The sequence below is a fragment of the Shewanella sp. 10B genome, from assembly GCF_023475885.1.
Lineage (GTDB): Bacteria > Pseudomonadota > Gammaproteobacteria > Enterobacterales > Shewanellaceae > Shewanella > Shewanella mangrovisoli.
The window spans coordinates 1,439,176-1,456,426 of sequence record NZ_JAMDJO010000001.1; the positions used below are offsets into that span (position 1 = coordinate 1,439,176).

The window sequence follows — 17,251 nt, forward strand, 5'->3', positions numbered from 1 at the left end:
CCACTCGCCGCCCTTTCTCGCTCAAATCCCGCTTAAAAAAGCGACATTTTTGCAAGAAGGACATTCGCTTAGGCCATTTGCTTAGGCTTTGGCGTTAGCGATATTTACTTTCCAAATCGCAGGGCCGGTTTCATGGGCGTTTACGCCGTTTGAGTCAACCGCCACAGTCACTGGCATATCTTCAACGTCAAACTCGTAAATCGCTTCCATACCTAAGTCGGCAAAAGCTACTACGCGTGATTTCTTAATGGCTTTCGACACTAAGTAAGCCGCGCCGCCAACGGCCATCAGGTACACAGCTTTGTGCTTCTTGATAGACTCAACAGTTGCTGGACCACGCTCAGCCTTACCGATCATGCCCATCAGGCCAGTTTTATCCAGCATCAGGTCAGTGAACTTGTCCATACGGGTCGCGGTGGTTGGGCCAGCGGGACCTACAACTTCGTTACCGACTGGGTCAACTGGGCCAACGTAGTAGATAAACTTGCCAGTAAAGTCCACGCCTTCTGGTAAACCTTCGCCGCTTTCAATCAGGCTTTGGATACGCTTATGGGCAGCATCACGGCCGGTCAGCATTTTACCGCTTAACAGAATGGTTTCACCGCTCTTCCACTGCTCGATATCCGCTTGTGTGACTGTATCTAAGTTAACACGGCGCACATCGCTACCCACTTCGCGGGTGATTTCTGGCCAGTCGCTCAGTGACGGCGGCGCTAAATCCGCAGGACCTGTGCCATCTAAATGGAAGTGAACGTGGCGAGTTGCCGCGCAGTTCGGGATCATGACTACAGGTTTTGATGCTGCGTGGGTTGGCGCAGATTTGATTTTCACGTCTAACACTGTGGTTAAACCGCCAAGGCCCTGCGCACCAATACCTAAGTTGTTAGCACGCTCAAAAATGTCTAAACGCAGTTTTTCTTCGCTAGTTTCTGCGCCGCGCGCCATTAACTCATGGATATCTACGCTTTCCATCAGCGCTTCTTTCGCCAGCACGGCCGCTTTTTCAGCGGTGCCGCCAATACCGATACCGAGCATACCTGGAGGACACCAGCCAGCGCCCATCGTTGGCAGCGTTTTTTCAACCCAAGCAGCGATATCGTCAGATGGGTTTAACATTACCATCTTGGCTTTGTTTTCACTGCCGCCGCCCTTGGCAGCAATAGCCACTTCCACATGGTTGCCTGGCACCATATCGATATGCACCACGGATGGGGTGTTGTCTTTGGTGTTTTTACGGCTACCTGCAGGATCAGCCACAATCGATGCCCGCAGTGGGTTATCTGGGTTGGTATAAGCACGACGCACACCTTCATCGACCATTTGCTGCACGGTCATATCGGTTTTGTCCCACTTAACCCCCATACCAATCTTAACGAAGGTGGTCACAATACCCGTGTCTTGACACAGTGGGCGTTTACCTTCGGCAGACATACGCGAGTTAATCAAAATTTGCGCAATCGCATCCTTTGCAGCCGCACTTTGTTCACGTTCATAAGCTTCGCTCATGGCATCAACAAAATCTTTTGGGTGGTAATAGGAGATGTATTGCAGGGCATCGGCCACACTTTCAATAAAGTCGGCTTGTTTAATCACTACATTTTCAGACGTTTCATGGTGAGATGACATAGTAGGTGCGCTCCAGCAGCCTTTAGGGCCTTACTTGTTTTTTGTGTAATTCTTTCTGGGCCAATATGATACTCTTTCCCATCTTTTTGGGCTACATCACATTTTTAGATAGGGTTAATTGATGGCAAATAGGGCGGCATTACCGCTGGCAGTACGCCAACTTGACTGGACTTTCAGCACAGCAGCAATCTTCGAACACTTTGCGGCAGAACCTTGGGCCATATTGCTCGACTCGGCCAATGCGCCCCATCAGGACGCTAAATTCGATATGATTTGCGCAGGTCCCATCGCCACCCTCATCACCCAAGGCCAGCTGACTGACATTCGAGTTCATCTGCCTGAATTAGCCAAACCGACTCACCTCAGCCCCCAGGATGACCCTTTTACGCTGGTCAAACAGCTGCTGCGCTATTGGTATCCACACTCTTTTGCCTGCAATTTGCCTTTTAGTGGCGGCGCCATGGGCAACTTTAGTTATGACTTAGGTCGCCGAATTGAACAGCTCCCCAGCACTGCGGCGCAGGATATTCACCTCGGTGAGATGAATATTGGCTTTTACGACTGGGCATTGATTTTCGATTATCAGCAGCAAAGCTGGTTTATGGTGCACTATTTAGGGGATGCCGCGCTCAACGCTCAATTGAAAATTATTGAAGCAAAAATAGCCGATACCATCAAACAGGCCGAATTCTGCCTCACCAGCCCTTGGTCGGCGCAGCTCACCAAAGCCCAGTACACCTCAAAATTTAATCAAGTACAGGCGTATCTGCATAGCGGCGATTGCTATCAAATTAATTTAACCCAGCGCTTTGAAGCTGAGTATCAAGGCGATGAATGGCGCGCCTACTGCAAACTACGAAGTGCCAATCAGGCGCCCTTCTCCGCCTTTATGCGGCTTGATGCCAACGCGATTTTATCGATTTCGCCCGAGCGTTTTATTCAGCTACGCGGTGACGACATTCAAACCAAACCGATTAAAGGCACTCTGCCGCGCCATACCGACCCAGCGCTAGATAAGCAAGCGGCGCAAGCCCTTGCCCATTCACCCAAGGATCGCGCCGAAAACGTGATGATTGTGGATTTGCTGCGTAATGACATAGGTAAAGTTGCCGCACCCGGCACAGTGCAAGTGCCACATTTGTTTACTGTCGAAAGCTTTCCTGCGGTGCACCATTTAGTCAGTACCGTTACTGCCAAACTCGACCCACAATACCACGCCTGTGACTTGTTGCGGGCAGCCTTTCCCGGCGGTTCGATTACCGGGGCGCCTAAAATCCGCGCAATGGAAATTATTGAAGAGCTGGAACCCTCACGCCGCAGTCTGTATTGTGGATCCATGGGGTATATCAGCCAAGATGGGCAAATGGATACCAGTATCACCATCCGCACTATCGTGGCTGAGCAAGGTAAACTCTATTGCTGGGCGGGCGGCGGCATAGTCGCCGACTCGAATGTCGATGCCGAGTACCAAGAAAGCTTCGATAAGATAAGCCGCATCTTACCCTTACTCGATAGCCCGCAATAAACGTCAGGAAACGAATAGGAAGCCTATGGATCAAGCGGAATTTAGACTCAGATTTAATCTGCATCCTTTAGCCACGCAGGATCCGGCGGCTATCCCTCACCTTGGGTTGCGTAAAGCCGCGGTACTCATTCCCTTGCAGGAAATCCAAGGCGAGCTCAATCTGATTTTAACCCAAAGACCTATGCACCTTAGGGCGCACCCTGGGCAAATTAGCTTTCCTGGCGGCAAGATTGAACCCAGTGACAGCAGCGCCATTACGGCCGCACTTAGGGAAGCGGAAGAAGAAATTGGCCTTTGCCGGGAAAATGTCGAGGTGATTGGTACCTTCCCCGCACACAATACTTTTACTGGTTTTGAAATCACTCCAGTCGTAGGCATGATTAAGCAGGATTTTGCCTTAAGGCTCGATCCCGGCGAAGTCGCCGACTGTTTTACCGTGCCTTTAAGCTTTTTTATCGAGCCGCAAAATCGCCACCGCAAACAGTTTTTACGCCAAGGGCGTTATTACAGCGTGCATTTTATTCCGTACCAGCAACGTTTTATCTGGGGCGCGACAGCAGCGATTATCGATCACCTCTGCCGCCATTTGAGTCTGCCCGAGGAGATGCTGTAAACCTGCATTCCCCTTTTGGATAATTCAAATCACAAAATGCACGTATAGGCCCGCCGCCAGCGAGGTGAGCAGCAGCAAGGGAATATTAAACCAATAACCGAGTTTGCTGTGGTGAGCGACATAGTAATTAAACGCCAGACTTATCAGGCTTATCGCACCGCAGCCCCAGATGATATATTGCAGTAATTCGGTTTCGCTTGGATCCCAATAATGTCTGAAGGTTTCACCGCGACTCAAGTAGGATCCGACCTCTCGTTCGGGACGAGCCTCGCCAAACACCATCAGCGCGTACACCGCCAAGGTCCAGCCCAGAATGGATAATGTGGCGAGGATCATCTGAAATATTTTGACTTTCCGCATACCGCCTCCCAAGTTTTAAGGCACCCTATCACTCAATATTAGTAATATTAACCTCAGGATACCTTTTTCAGCTTGAGAAAAGCCACCAGCAAGGTAATATAAACCTCCAAAAATTTTCATATAAAACGTTTCGTTGGAGAACTAAGCAACAATGAGCATTGCATCGGTCGCTTCTGTATTTAAAGGTGAGCACGCAGTTGGTTCGACAGTCACAGTCCGTGGCTGGGTCAGAACCCGTCGTGACTCTAAAGCTGGCATCTCTTTTTTGGCTGTCTATGACGGCTCCTGCTTTAATCCTATTCAAGGTGTTGTGCCAAATAGCTTAGAAAATTACGACAACGAAGTGTTAAAGCTGACAGCTGGCTGCTCTGTGATCGTAACCGGTGAGATTGTGGAATCTCCTGGCGCTGGCCAAGCCTATGAGCTGCAAGTTACTCACGTTGAAGTCACTGGCTGGGTTGAAGATCCAGACACTTACCCAATGGCGGCTAAGCGTCACTCTATCGAGCATTTACGCGAATTGGCTCACTTACGTCCACGTACCAACATCATTGGTGCCGTTGCCCGCGTACGTAACTGTTTGTCTCAAGCTATTCACCGTTTCTACCACGAAAACGGTTTCGTGTGGGTGTCTACACCGCTGATCACCGCATCAGACTGTGAAGGCGCGGGTGAAATGTTCCGAGTATCCACACTGGATATGGAAAACCTGCCACGCACCGACGATGGCAAAGTGGACTATGACAAAGACTTCTTCGGTAAAGAGGCGTTCTTAACCGTATCAGGTCAGCTGAACGGCGAAACCTACGCATGCGCCCTGTCAAAAATCTACACCTTTGGCCCGACGTTCCGCGCTGAAAACTCAAACACCAGCCGCCACTTAGCGGAATTCTGGATGGTTGAGCCAGAAGTCGCCTTCGCCACCTTAAGCGATATCGCCAGTCTGGCCGAAGGCATGCTGAAATACGCCTTCAACGCCGTATTAGCCGAGCGTATGGACGATCTAGAGTTCTTCGCCCAGCACGTGGATAAAACCGTGATTGAGCGTCTGCAATCTTTCGTATCGAGCGATTTCGCCCAAGTGGATTACACCGATGCGGTTGAGATCCTGCAAAAATGCGGTCGTGAGTTCGAATTCCCAGTGTCTTGGGGTATCGACTTATCCTCTGAGCACGAGCGTTACCTCGCGGAAGAGCACTTCAAAGCCCCAGTGGTTGTGAAGAACTATCCAAAAGATATCAAAGCCTTCTACATGCGCCTTAACGAAGACGGTAAAACCGTTGCCGCGATGGACGTGTTAGCCCCAGGTATTGGTGAAATCATCGGTGGTTCACAACGTGAAGAGCGTTTAGACGTGCTGGATATGCGTTTAGAAGAAATGGATCTGAACAAAGAAGATTACTGGTGGTACCGCGATCTGCGTCGTTACGGCACAGTGCCACACTCAGGTTTCGGTCTGGGCTTCGAGCGTTTAGTGTCTTACGTAACGGGCGTATCTAACATCCGTGACGTGATCCCATTCCCACGCGCGCCACGCACCGCAAACTTCTAATTTGTCCGTTAACAGACAAATCCTTTAAAACGCGCCTCGGCGCGTTTTTTATTACCCCGTAAAAATGCGTTAAAATTCATCACTCGGTCAAACTCCTTCGCCTGAGTCCTTGCACTTTAGGGGGCAAGAAATCTAAGATGGCTGCGGCTAACTTATGTGCTTAGCGCAGATAACCGCCCTGTTGCAGGAAGTGACGACGTTGTCGTTAGTAAGCGAGTTGCAAAAGGCAACTCAACAGCATTTTGCTCAATCGAGGAATCATAATGTCAAAAATCAATTTACTTTTGCTGTGCGGCGGTGGAAGTGCGGAACACGATATTTCCCTACTGTCGGCTAATTATTTTGAAACCTCATTAGCAAAATCCGAGCAGTTTAATGTACTGCGCGTGGTACTGGACAAGTTCGGCCAATACCAAACCGCCACAGGCGATGACTGTGAGCTGACCAATAACCGCGAAATTCGCTTCCGTGATGAAACTAAGTCGCCTTGGCCTGTGGATTATGTCATTCCTTGTATTCACGGCTATCCGGGCGAGACAGGCGATATTCAGTCTTACTTTAATCTTATCCAACTGCCCTACTTTGGTTGCGAATCCGAAGCCAGCAGCAACTGCTTTAACAAGATCACCGCTAAGATGTGGTTTAGCGCCTTAGGCATTCCTAACACACCTTATATCTTCTTAAATCAATACGATGATGAAGCGATTGCCCAAACCCAAGCGGCGCTCGAAAACTGGGGTTCGATTTTCGTTAAAGCCGCATCCCAAGGCTCATCGGTCGGTTGCTATAAAGTCGATGACAGCAGCAAAGTGGCTGACGTGTTAAAAGATGCCTTTGGCTACGCGCCCTATGTGATTGTTGAGAAGACCATTAAGGCCCGTGAGCTGGAAGTCGCGGTATACGAATACCAAGGCGAAGTGGTTGCGACGCTGCCGGGCGAAATCATCTGTGATAGCAATACCTTCTACACCTTCGATGAGAAATACGCCAAGAGCAGTAAGGCACGCACCGATGTGGTCGCGCAAAATGTGCCAACAGACATCAGTGAGCAGATCCGCGCCTATGCGATTAAAGCCTTTAAGGGCATGAAGCTGCGCCATCTGTCACGCATCGACTTTTTCTTAACCCAAGATAATGAAATTCTGCTCAACGAAATCAATACCTTCCCGGGTTCGACGCCGATTTCGATGTTCCCTAAGATGTTGCAAAACCATGGGCATGATTTTACCGAATACTTAAGTTTAGTGATTAACGGCCAGTTAGCGGCTAAGTGATAAGCTAAGTAAACTGAAAAGCGCGCCTATATGGCGCGCTTCTTTTTTGAGGTTTGTTTGAACTCATCATGAATGGTGATGGGCCGCAGCCTGCTCGGCAAGTAACTCAAAAAATGCCGCCTTGGGCATGGGCTTATAAAAGATATAGCCTTGAATTTCTTGAATATGGTTTTCCATCATCACCTTAAGCTGCGCCTGGGTTTCGACCCCTTCTGCCGTCACACTCAAATTCAGCGCATGACTTAAGCGCACAATCGCCTCTATCAATGCGAGATGGCGCTCCCCTTCATCTAACCTATCGATAAAACTCTTATCGATTTTGATTTGATCGATAGGAAAATTCGCCAAATAGGATAAGGAAGAATAACCGGTACCAAAGTCATCGAGGGAGATTTTAATGCCTCGGCCGCGTAACTCGTTCAGCACTTGGATTAAATGCACATGCTGTTTCATCAACAGCGATTCGGTGATTTCTAAGGTGATAAGCTCGTAGGGAAACTCAATTAACCCCAGCTCTTCGATAATATCGGCAAATGAGTCGCAAAACGCATCCTGCAACTCATGGGACCAAAACTCAAAGGTCGACACGTTCACCGCTAAATTGATTGGCCAGCCTAGAGCTTGCATGTCGATGATGGTTTGCATCACGGCTTTGCGTACATAGCGACCAATGTTAACGATTAAACCGCTGTTCTCTGCGATGGGAATAAACTCATCGGGGGAAATAAACTGCCCCTCGTGCTGCCAACGCAGTAGCACTTCGGCGCGCTGAACAAGCCCTGTTGTCGCATACACAATCGGCTGAAAATACAGCTCGAAGGCTTCTTGTTCTAAGGCTTGTTTCAGCAGTGTATGCAAATTCGCAATGCGCTCGGCATTTTGCTGCATTTGCTCGGTGAAAAAATGGTAACGGTTACGGCCATCCGCCTTGGAGATATACATGGCCTGATCGGCGCAGTTTAACAGCTGCTCCAGATCCAACGCATCCTCGGGAAAGCGCGCGATCCCAATACTCACAGAGCTATATACGCCCTTGTCATGGGACAATTCATAACGTTGATACACACGTTTATTAATCTTATCAGCAAGCTGTGACAATTCTCTTTGTGTCACAATCCCAGGGAGCAGCAGCGCAAACTCATCGCCCCCTAAGCGGGCAAATACCGCTTGCTCGTTCAAGCAGGTCTTAATCTGCTCCACGACCTGCACCAGCAGCGCATCCCCTTTATCGTGGCCGTAGGTATCGTTCACTTGTTTAAAGTTATCTAAATCCATCAGCATAAAGCTAAAACCTGGGGTTAAGCTGTCGGCGGAGATCAACTCTTGGATTTGTCTAAACAAAGCATTACGGTTTGCCAAGCCAGTGAGGGGATCATTGTTGGCTTGATACTTAATTAACTGCGCTGCCTTTTTACGCTCACTGATATCGGAAAATAACCAAGCAAAACTATTCTCGTTACTATGGGGCTCGCGAAACACGGTCACGGTTAAATCGAGGTAAAAGGTTTCACCGTTATTACGCAGACCAATCAACTCGCCCTGCCACATTTTACCTTCAGACAGATGTTGAAACAGGGAATCGATTTCGTGGGGCTCAGAGGGAGAGAAAAAGTGTTCGGGGCAAAAATCATGAATATCAGTGGTTTCAGGATAAACAATCTGGGTAAACGCATCGTTTGCATAGAGCACGGAATGGCTGGCATTCGTGATGACTAACGACAGAGGTAAACGATCAAATATTTTCACCGCAAGGCGCTGAAACTCGAGTGACCGACTGCGCTCTACCGCTAAACTCGCCAGCCTCGCCGCCTCGGCTATCAAGGTTAAATCCGCGGCAGTCGGCGATTTAACCTCCTCATAATACATGGCAAAACTACCTAGGACCTTGCCTTGAGTATCTTTGATTGGTTCAGACCAACAAGCCCTTAGCCCGTGGGCTAATGCAAACTCTTTATACAGTGCCCAATAGGGATGATGTTCAATGTCATCGACAATCACCCGTTGACCAGTAAACGCCGCGGTACCGCAGGAGCCAACCCCAGGACCAATTTCGACCCCATGGATGGCGTGGTTATAACTGTCGGGTAAATGCGGCGCGGCGCCCGTGAGCAGCTTTTTGCCGTCTTCGCTGAGTAGCAATACGGAGGCATGCGTGCCTAAACGCTGATCTTCAATTTTTAAGACTAAAGCATGGAGGATTTCTGCTAATGGTGCCCCATTGAGCAGCATAGACAAGATGCCGTTATAGCATTCTAAGCTAACGCTTTGATTAAATTGAGCATTAATCTCGCCGATACTGCCCGTAACCGCAATTCCTTCGTCCATACATCCCTTAGTCAATTAGCGCTTAAGTTAACGACCTTACTAAGATGAACAATCTTTGTAAATCAGGGGTGAATTTTAGGTATTTAGTCGCACTAAAGCAACTTTTCAATGATGGATGAAAACGTGCTTTAGTGGCGAGATAAGACGCGGGTTTATTCTTGAATTCGCTCAAGTTTTGCTAAATAAAACCCATCGAAACCCGTTTCGGCTGGACTGATGGTTTCATCTCCGAGTAAACGGAAATTGGGGTTTTCCGCTAAGAAAGCATCCACTTGACCACGGTTTTCACAGGGGAAAATTGAGCAGGTCGCGTATACCACAATGCCACCAACCTTCACCATGCGGCTATAGCTGCTTAAGATATGTTTTTGCAGCTCCATCAGTACTGGCAAACGCTCGGCGGTATCACGCCATTTGGCATCGGGATTGCGCTTTAAAACCCCAAGGCCAGAGCAAGGTACATCGAGCAGCACACGATCGGCACTAAGTTTTAAGCGTTTGATGGTTTTTGAGCCGACAATTAATCGGGTTTCGATATTGTGGGCACCATTACGGCGGGCGCGTTCCTTGAGGTTGTCGAGTTTCCATTGCTCCACATCCATCGCCAATAAACGGCCTTTGCCCTGCATCTGAGCGGCGATATGTAGGGTCTTGCCCCCCGCTCCCGCGCAGGCATCAATCACTCGCATTCCCGGTTTGGCATCGAGCGCGGCGGCCACACGTTGTGAGCCCGCATCTTGCTGCTCAAATAGACCGTCTTTAAAGCAGTTCGTGCGAAACAGCGCAGAATCAGAGGTCACTTCAAGGGCTGAATCAACGCCCTCCACCGCTTGGGTGGTGACAAACTCGGCCGCCAGTTTTTGCGCTAGCTCATCACGACTCACTTTAAGACCATTGACCCGCAGGAAACGTTTAGGCGGAGTGCTTAAGGCGGCGCGCTCTTTTTCCCAAGATGCACCAAGTTGGGCTTGACCCATAGCATCTAGCCATTCAGGGCAACCGTCCCAAAGTACGGGGTGGCGCTGCGCCTGCTCGATACGCTCGGCTAAACGCTCGGCATCTACAGGCAAGGAATACTGCATTTTAGGCAGTTCTAGCTTGTGGAATAAATGCCAGACATTAAGCAGTTTAGAGCCTAAGCGCTCCATTTCTTCTGGCTTAATTTCGGCTAAGAAACAATATAGATTTAACCGACGCAGAATATCGCCCGTCACAGTGGCAATACGCGCCTGTTCGGCGGGTACTAACTTTAACCCCGAAAAATGCTGAGAATAGGCCCGGTCTAAGGGTTTTCCTTCGCTCAGTACCATAGCTAAGATACTGATCACTAATTCATTCGAGCTGGCAGAAAGCGGAGAATTCAACATTTACAGGTCACCGTGAGTAATAAAACCGGGGGATCATAGGAGGTCAGGCACTAATACGCAAGTAAACAGATGCCCAGTTGCCTTTTAGAGGCAAAAAAGTCCAATAAAAAAGCGATCCATGGGGATCGCTTTTATCGAAATGGCCAATGCCGTTACATCTTAGAGCCTTTCGCTCCATAGAACAGGATAAAACCGTAGCACACCACTGGCAGAATAAAGGCCAATTGAATGCCTAAGTTATCGGCTAATACGCCTTGTAACAATGGCACAATCGCACCACCCACAATGGCTAAACAGAGAATACCGCTACCCTGCGACGTGTGCGGACCGAGGTCACGCAGCGCTAAGCTGAAAATAGTGGGGAACATAATGGAGTTAAATAATCCCACGCCCAAAATCGCCCACATCGCCAACGTGCCGCTGCTGGTGATCGCCACCAGCACCAACAATGCCGCCATCAAGGCATTGAAAGCCAGCACTGTGCCAGCAGGAATTTTTTGCATTACCGCCGAGCCGATAAAGCGCCCGACCATAGCGCCGCCCCAGTAATAGGCGATGTAATGGGCCGCTTGCTCTTCTGGCATGCCGACGATGTGTGCTTCGCCAAGGAAGTTAACTAAGAAGCTACCAATCGAGACTTCTGCGCCCACATAAACAAAAATCCCCACCGCACCTAACACCAAATGGGTGCTTTGCAGCGCGCTAGTCTTGCCTAAATGGGTTTGTACTTCGCCCGCAGCGGCTTCGCTGTGTTCACGGATCACTGGCAAATCGAGCTTAGCGAAAATCACCGCCAGTACTGCAAGCGCAGTCGCTAACAGCAAATATGGCAGCTTAACCACTTCCGCCTCGGCATTGGCTTGCGCTAATTCAGAGGATGCCGTGGCTGCAACGGACAAAATCAAAATCGAGCCAAAAAATGGCGCAACTGTGGTCCCTAGCGCGTTAAAGGCTTGTGTCAAGTTCAAGCGGCTCGATGCGGTCTCGCTGCTGCCAAGCGCGTTAACATAGGGGTTAGCCGCCACTTGTAAAATAGTGATCCCGGAGGCCAAGACAAACAGTGCGCCGAGGAATAATCCGTAGGTGGCAAAGGAGGCTGCGGGATAGAACAAACCACAGCCGATACTCGCAATCACTAACCCTGTGACTATGCCTTTTTGATAACCGAGTCGTTTTACCAGCTGTCCCGCCGGGATCGACACCAGAAAATAAGCCCCAAAGAAGCAAAACTGGATCAACATCGCTTGGGTGTAATTGAGTGAAAACACCGCCTTAAGATGGGGGATCAGAATATCGTTCAGACAAGTAATAAAGCCCCACATAAAAAACAGTGAGGTCAATGAGACTAACGCGAAACGATAATTACCGTTTCCCGCCTCGCTCACGCTGCTCGTGTGGCTGCTGGTGTTTATAGATGACGCCATAGTTGTGCTCTCTAATCATGTTTTTATTATCTAAAGGGAATGTCCCTTAGGCGTTTTCGTACTACGACAGGCAGCCACAATCAACTTGTGCTGCCGATCCGAAGTGGTGCTATGCCGAGTCGAAACTAATTCAACAACGCATAAAAGCAGGCGTAGGCCGAAAATGTCAATGTGTCGGCGACCCTTTGCGCAGTTTTCAACCCGTGACCGGTAATTTCTTGCTGTAGGTTGAGCTCCTTCAGTGACCATTCAATTTCCTGATCTAACAGATTGAAGCACACCAGTAACTTTTGCTCACCGAGCGTGCGCACAAATACCAATAAGGGTTCTGGCGCTTCGAGGAACTCAATCTCCCCTTCGATTAAAATAGGATAGCCTTTGCGCCACGCGAGGAACTGACGATAGCCCTGCAACATTGAAGCGGGATCGGCTTCCTGCACATCGACCGCCAATGCCCTGTGTGCATTCGCCACAGGCAACCAAGGTGTCACCTGGCTAAAGCCGCTAAAATCGGCGTGCTGTTCCCACGGCATCGGAGTACGGCAACCATCACGGCCCTTAAACATTGGCCAGAAGGTTTTACCGAAGGGATCCTGCAATTCATGGTATTCAATTGGCGCCTCGGTTAAGCCAAGCTCTTCTCCTTGGTAACTACAGACACTGCCGCGAAGTGAGCTGAGCATGGCATTAAGCATTTTCACCATGTCGTGGGTTTGCTTGCCCCGTCCCCAACGGCTGGCGACGCGCTGCACATCGTGGTTACCAATCGCCCAACAAGGCCAACCATCACCAATACTCGCTTCGAGTGCCTCGACGGTTTGGCGAATATAAGCGGCGCTATAGTCATCGGTCAGCAGCTCGAAACTGTAGGCCATATGTAAGCGGTCTTCACCCTTGGTATAGGCAGCCATCACGGCGAGAGAATCCTCAGCGGAGACTTCGCCTAAAGTCACGGCGCCCGGATAGCGATTGATCAGCTGGCGCAATTCTTCAATAAATAGAATTGTTTGCGGACGATCATTATTGTAGTAATGGTACTGATAGGCATAGGGATTATCTTCACTGAATCCGCGACCTTGGCGTTTATCCTTAGGTTTGGCCGGATTATCCCGAAGCTGCTCATCGTGATAACAGAAGGTAATGGCATCTAAGCGGAAACCATCGACGCCCTTCTTCAACCAAAACTCCACATTATCTAACACGGCTTGACGCACTTCAGGATTATGGAAGTTAATATCGGGCTGACTGCGTAAAAAGTTGTGCAGATAATATTGTTGTCTGCGCGGTTCCCACTCCCAGGCGCAACCACCGAAAATCGCTAACCAGTTGTTTGGCGCCGTTCCATCTTCTTTAGGATCGGCCCACACATACCAATCGGCCTTTGGATTGGTGCGGCTCTCGCGGCTCTCACAAAACCAAGCATGCTGATCTGAGGTATGGCTTAGCACTTGGTCGATAATGACTTTAATGCCGCGTTGATGGGCTTTTTCAATCAGCTCATCGAAATCCTGCATTGAACCAAATAAGGGATCGACCTCACGATAGTCACTGATATCGTAACCAAAATCGTCCATGGGCGATTTAAAGAACGGCGAAATCCAAATGGCATCCACATTCAGGCTGGCAATATAGTCCAACTTGGTGATAATACCGCGCAGATCGCCAACGCCATCACCATTAGTATCCAAAAGGCTACGTGGATAGATTTGATAGATCACGGCTCCACGCCACCAAGTTAACTCACTCATATTGCCCCTTTATCCTTATTCTTCAGCGCGCTAACCAAAAACTCTCACATGAGCAGTTACAATCATGTTACTGCGGAGTAAAGGCGCTACGGCTTGTATTAGTGGCAACGAGCATACGTGAACAGGGAAATAAGGTTCAATACGCCTGCATACGTATGCAAAACAGACCATCATTAGAATTGTCTGATAAAGATAAAACTAACCCTTTACTAACATAAGGTTGCGTTGAAATAGCCGGAGATAAAATCGGAGTTTTTTTGGCCGAAATGCCGGTTTTGGCAGGCCAATGACCTATTGAATACGTATGCACAATATTGTGACGCCAAGATTCTCGGGAGTAGTATCTTCACCGTTGCATAACAATTTGGTCATAAACGCAGCACTTATGCAGTCAATTAAGCGCCGAAATACCAAAAAAGGCCGCAAAAACAATGCGGTAATAACGATAAAACGCTCTACATAAGCGGTAAAAAGCGACTTCAAGGGGAAGATAGAAATGATGCGATTTAAACCCAGCTTGCTGACCTTAGCACTCGTTGCTGCAGGCGCCAGTATGCACTCCTACGCAGCAGATGATGTAAAAGAAAAAGACCTAAAAGCCAAAGATGCCGAAATTGAAGTAATCCAAGTTAAAGGCTTCAGAACCAGTGTGATCAAATCGCTTAATGAAAAACGTTTTGGCGATACCGTATCTGAATCTATCTCTGCCGACGATCTCGGTGCCCTGCCCGACCAATCTATCGCCGATGCGTTAACCCGTTTACCAGGCGTCACCGCTGTGCGTACTGGCGGCCAAGCTAGTGGTTTGAACATCCGTGGTCTGGATGGCGATTTCGTGTTTGCAACCCTCAATGGCCACGAACAGGTGACCACTGGTGGTAAACGCGCCATTGAGTTTGACCAATATCCATCCGAATTAATTAGTCAGGCAGCGGTTTACAAAACACCTAAAGCCTCACTGATCGAAGGCGGCGTGGCTGGTACGGTTGAATTAAAAACCGCCGATCCGCTGAAGAATGACAAAGATCAATCATTCAATATCAATGCCCGTGGCAGTTTTAACGATCGCGCCGATGAAATCTCCGATGCAGAGCAATACGGCAATCGTTTAAGTCTCGCTTATCAAGGTAAATTCCTCGAAGACACCTTAGGGGTGGCAGTGGGCTATGCTCACCTTTATCAACCTTATGTTGCAAGCCAATTCATTGGGTTACGTTTTAATGATGATAAAAAAGACGTTAACGGTGACGGTGTAACCGAAGCGATTAGTGAAGGTTTTGAACTGCAACAAAAAGGCGGCGACGATACCCGTGATGGCTATATGGCTGCTATCCATTGGCAACCGAGTGACAGCCTGAGTGTGAAGGGCGATCTGTTCCACTCTAAATTTACCTCTGAAAACTTTGCCCGTGGTTTCCGCGTTAAGTCATTGAAAAATGGTACTATCAGTGATGCCGTTGTCGAAAACGGTTCTATGACGGGTGGTACAGTCTCTACTGATGGCACGGATAACTTTGCGGTTTTCGTGATCAACGATAACGACTCAAAATACTCAGAACTGACTTCAGGCTCTTTGAACCTTGAATGGAATAACGGTGGCGCACTGACAGTGGCGGCCGATGTCAGCTATTCCAAAGCCGATGGTGAATTCGTTAACGGCGGTACTCGTGCCGTGTTATACGATGATCTGGGCAATGAAGTTCGCTCAGCTGAATCTGTTACTTATCAACTGAATGGCTTAAGTCCTGCGGATGTCAGCTTTGCTAACGACTACACCAATACCTCGACCCTAGGTCTGAAAGAAGTGGGTATGTGGCCGTATAATCAGCAAAACGATCTGATTGCCTACAAACTCGATTTTAACTATGTCTTAGACACCAGCTTTGTCTCTTCTGTTGATTTTGGTGTGCGTTATGCTGAACGTGAATTCAACGCACAGCGTTCACAGGCAGGTTACGGTTTCGAGTTTGGTAAAAACCCTGATAATCAACCAGTCCTAGCTCTGAACGGCGATATGGCCAAAGTGGTTGATTTTGGTGGTGAATTAGCAGGTTACCCAAGTTTCCTCGCCATTGACTTTAACAAAGCCATTGAACTGGTAAACGCACAACTGGCGGCAACTGGCCAATCACCTTTCACGCCAACGGCGAACTGGTCAAATAACTGGACCATGATCCAAAGCGGCGCGGTCAATGAAGATGTATTAGCCGGTTACGTGCAGGCAAACTTAGACTTCGATATCGGCGATGTTAAAGTCACAGGTAACTTAGGTGTACGTGTAGTACACACAGATCAAAGCAGTACGGGTCTGCAACAAGTTGGTTATGGTTTAGGTGAAGCCATTACCGATGAACAAGGCGTCGTAAGCACGGATTATATCCGTAACAAGGTCGGCAAAACCTATACCGACTACTTACCGTCGCTGAACTTAACCTTCCACCTGACTGAAAACGATCAACTGCGTTTTGCTGCGGCCTCTGTGATGTCACGCCCACCAATCGACAAGTTAAAGTCAGGTATGGGTTCTTGGTATGACGATTCTGCTACGCCAGGATACAAAAAGTACAATGCGTGGGGTAACACCAGTCCATTATTAGATCCTTTCTATGCGGATCAATATGACTTGTCCTACGAGCACTACTTTGAAGAGTCTGAAGGTGCGGTCGTTGTGGCCTTGTTCTATAAAGATATTAAATCTTTCATCAACAACTTCACAATTCAACCATTTGATTTTGAAGCGAATGGCTTTATCGTGCCCGATACCATTATCGACAATGGAGTTGAGTTCCCAGTTGTTAAAGATGAAGGCCAATATCAAACAGCCATCAACAACGATAAAGGCGGTTATATCCGTGGTATCGAGTTAGGCTATACCCAAGTGTTTGATTTCCTGCCGTCACCTTTAGATGGTTTAGGTTTCACTGGTAGCTATTCCTATTCAGACAGTGAAGTGGAATTCACTACAGACTTAAGCGGTTCTAACCTGACCATTCCATTACCAGGTCTGTCAGAAAACGTGCTGAACACTACCCTGTTCTACACCTTGGATGGTTTCGATACCCGTGTGAGCATGAGATACCGTAGTAGTTATGTGTCAGAGCAAGTTGCGGTTGAATCTCAACTGGCGTTCTTTGATGCAGAAACGATTGTGGATTATCAGGCTTCTTATGCGCTGGACAACGGCCTTAAGTTCCTGTTCCAAATCAATAACCTCACCGATGAGCCTAATAAAACTTACTTTGGTGAAGAGCATCAAACCGGGACAATTCAATACTTCGGTAGACAATATTTCCTGGGTTTAACCTACTCTCTGTAAGCTGTCATCGTAAAAGCCTGCTTCACTGTGAAGCAGGCTTTTCTTTTTACCCATAATAATAGTGAGATGATACGCCGCTCTTTATTTCTAAAGTCACACTTAACACCTCACCCGATAAAGG

At 48.5% G+C, this 17,251-nt stretch carries 11 protein-coding genes; 5 read left to right on the plus strand and 6 right to left on the minus strand.

Annotated features, from left to right (window positions below; all coding sequences use genetic code 11):
- Nucleotides 1-81: 81 nt before the first annotated feature.
- A complete protein-coding gene (locus M0415_RS06115) occupies nucleotides 82-1,626 on the minus strand; it encodes a fumarate hydratase (protein WP_220055792.1) in 1,545 nt (514 codons plus the stop codon).
- Between the two features lie 121 nt (nucleotides 1,627-1,747).
- On the opposite strand from M0415_RS06115, the gene pabB reads away from it, so the two are divergent.
- Nucleotides 1,748-3,151 carry an aminodeoxychorismate synthase component I gene (gene pabB, locus M0415_RS06120; protein WP_249554961.1) on the plus strand — a complete coding sequence of 468 codons (1,404 nt, stop codon included), beginning with the start codon at nucleotides 1,748-1,750 and terminating at the stop codon, nucleotides 3,149-3,151.
- A 25-nt stretch (nucleotides 3,152-3,176) separates the two neighbouring features.
- Nucleotides 3,177-3,764 carry a CoA pyrophosphatase gene (locus M0415_RS06125; protein ID WP_089067674.1) on the plus strand — a complete coding sequence of 196 codons (588 nt, stop codon included), beginning with the start codon at nucleotides 3,177-3,179 and terminating at the stop codon, nucleotides 3,762-3,764.
- A gap of 24 nt (nucleotides 3,765-3,788) precedes the next feature.
- On the opposite strand, the gene M0415_RS06130 is transcribed toward M0415_RS06125, so the two are convergent.
- On the minus strand, nucleotides 3,789-4,124 hold the full coding sequence (locus M0415_RS06130) for a hypothetical protein (RefSeq protein ID WP_088211276.1): 336 nt from the start codon (nucleotides 4,122-4,124) through the stop codon (nucleotides 3,789-3,791).
- 151 nt (nucleotides 4,125-4,275) lie between these two features.
- Here M0415_RS06130 and asnS point away from each other — a divergent pair, with 151 nt between their 5' ends.
- Nucleotides 4,276-5,676, plus strand: a complete 1,401-nt coding sequence (asnS, locus tag M0415_RS06135; RefSeq protein WP_249554959.1) for an asparagine--tRNA ligase — start codon at nucleotides 4,276-4,278, stop codon at nucleotides 5,674-5,676.
- A gap of 263 nt (nucleotides 5,677-5,939) precedes the next feature.
- Nucleotides 5,940-6,950: a D-alanine--D-alanine ligase gene (locus tag M0415_RS06140; protein ID WP_249554957.1), complete on the plus strand. Its 1,011-nt coding sequence runs from the start codon at nucleotides 5,940-5,942 to the stop codon at nucleotides 6,948-6,950.
- 66 nt (nucleotides 6,951-7,016) lie between these two features.
- Here the strand turns inward: M0415_RS06140 and M0415_RS06145 are convergent, their stop codons facing one another.
- The 4 genes from M0415_RS06145 to M0415_RS06160 form a co-directional block, all read right to left on the minus strand.
- The gene (locus tag M0415_RS06145) at nucleotides 7,017-9,275 is read right to left on the minus strand and encodes a sensor domain-containing phosphodiesterase (protein WP_249554955.1); all 2,259 of its coding nucleotides are present in this window, start codon (nucleotides 9,273-9,275) and stop codon (nucleotides 7,017-7,019) included.
- A 152-nt stretch (nucleotides 9,276-9,427) separates the two neighbouring features.
- Nucleotides 9,428-10,642 (minus strand): RsmB/NOP family class I SAM-dependent RNA methyltransferase, encoded by a 1,215-nt coding sequence (locus M0415_RS06150; RefSeq protein ID WP_249554953.1) that lies wholly within the window; start codon nucleotides 10,640-10,642, stop codon nucleotides 9,428-9,430.
- 152 nt (nucleotides 10,643-10,794) lie between these two features.
- Nucleotides 10,795-12,066 carry a sugar MFS transporter gene (locus M0415_RS06155; RefSeq protein ID WP_249554951.1) on the minus strand — a complete coding sequence of 424 codons (1,272 nt, stop codon included), beginning with the start codon at nucleotides 12,064-12,066 and terminating at the stop codon, nucleotides 10,795-10,797.
- A 125-nt stretch (nucleotides 12,067-12,191) separates the two neighbouring features.
- Nucleotides 12,192-13,814: an alpha-glucosidase gene (locus M0415_RS06160; RefSeq protein ID WP_249554949.1), complete on the minus strand. Its 1,623-nt coding sequence runs from the start codon at nucleotides 13,812-13,814 to the stop codon at nucleotides 12,192-12,194.
- A 496-nt stretch (nucleotides 13,815-14,310) separates the two neighbouring features.
- On the opposite strand from M0415_RS06160, the gene M0415_RS06165 reads away from it, so the two are divergent.
- The gene (locus M0415_RS06165) at nucleotides 14,311-17,130 is read left to right on the plus strand and encodes a TonB-dependent receptor (protein WP_011626344.1); all 2,820 of its coding nucleotides are present in this window, start codon (nucleotides 14,311-14,313) and stop codon (nucleotides 17,128-17,130) included.
- The last annotated feature ends 121 nt before the right edge of the window (nucleotides 17,131-17,251 follow it).

Excerpts from the sequence above, each read along its gene's own strand:
- M0415_RS06115 (WP_220055792.1), bottom strand. The coding sequence starts at position 1,626 with ATGTCATCTCACCATGAAACGTCTGAAAATGTAGTGATTAAACAAGCC.
- pabB (WP_249554961.1), top strand. The coding sequence starts at position 1,748 with ATGGCAAATAGGGCGGCATTACCGCTGGCAGTACGCCAACTTGACTGG.
- M0415_RS06125 (WP_089067674.1), top strand. The coding sequence starts at position 3,177 with ATGGATCAAGCGGAATTTAGACTCAGATTTAATCTGCATCCTTTAGCC.
- M0415_RS06130 (WP_088211276.1), bottom strand. The coding sequence starts at position 4,124 with ATGCGGAAAGTCAAAATATTTCAGATGATCCTCGCCACATTATCCATT.
- asnS (WP_249554959.1), top strand. The coding sequence starts at position 4,276 with ATGAGCATTGCATCGGTCGCTTCTGTATTTAAAGGTGAGCACGCAGTT.
- M0415_RS06140 (WP_249554957.1), top strand. The coding sequence starts at position 5,940 with ATGTCAAAAATCAATTTACTTTTGCTGTGCGGCGGTGGAAGTGCGGAA.
- M0415_RS06145 (WP_249554955.1), bottom strand. The coding sequence starts at position 9,275 with ATGGACGAAGGAATTGCGGTTACGGGCAGTATCGGCGAGATTAATGCT.
- M0415_RS06150 (WP_249554953.1), bottom strand. The coding sequence starts at position 10,642 with ATGTTGAATTCTCCGCTTTCTGCCAGCTCGAATGAATTAGTGATCAGT.
- M0415_RS06155 (WP_249554951.1), bottom strand. The coding sequence starts at position 12,066 with ATGGCGTCATCTATAAACACCAGCAGCCACACGAGCAGCGTGAGCGAG.
- M0415_RS06160 (WP_249554949.1), bottom strand. The coding sequence starts at position 13,814 with ATGAGTGAGTTAACTTGGTGGCGTGGAGCCGTGATCTATCAAATCTAT.
- M0415_RS06165 (WP_011626344.1), top strand. The coding sequence starts at position 14,311 with ATGATGCGATTTAAACCCAGCTTGCTGACCTTAGCACTCGTTGCTGCA.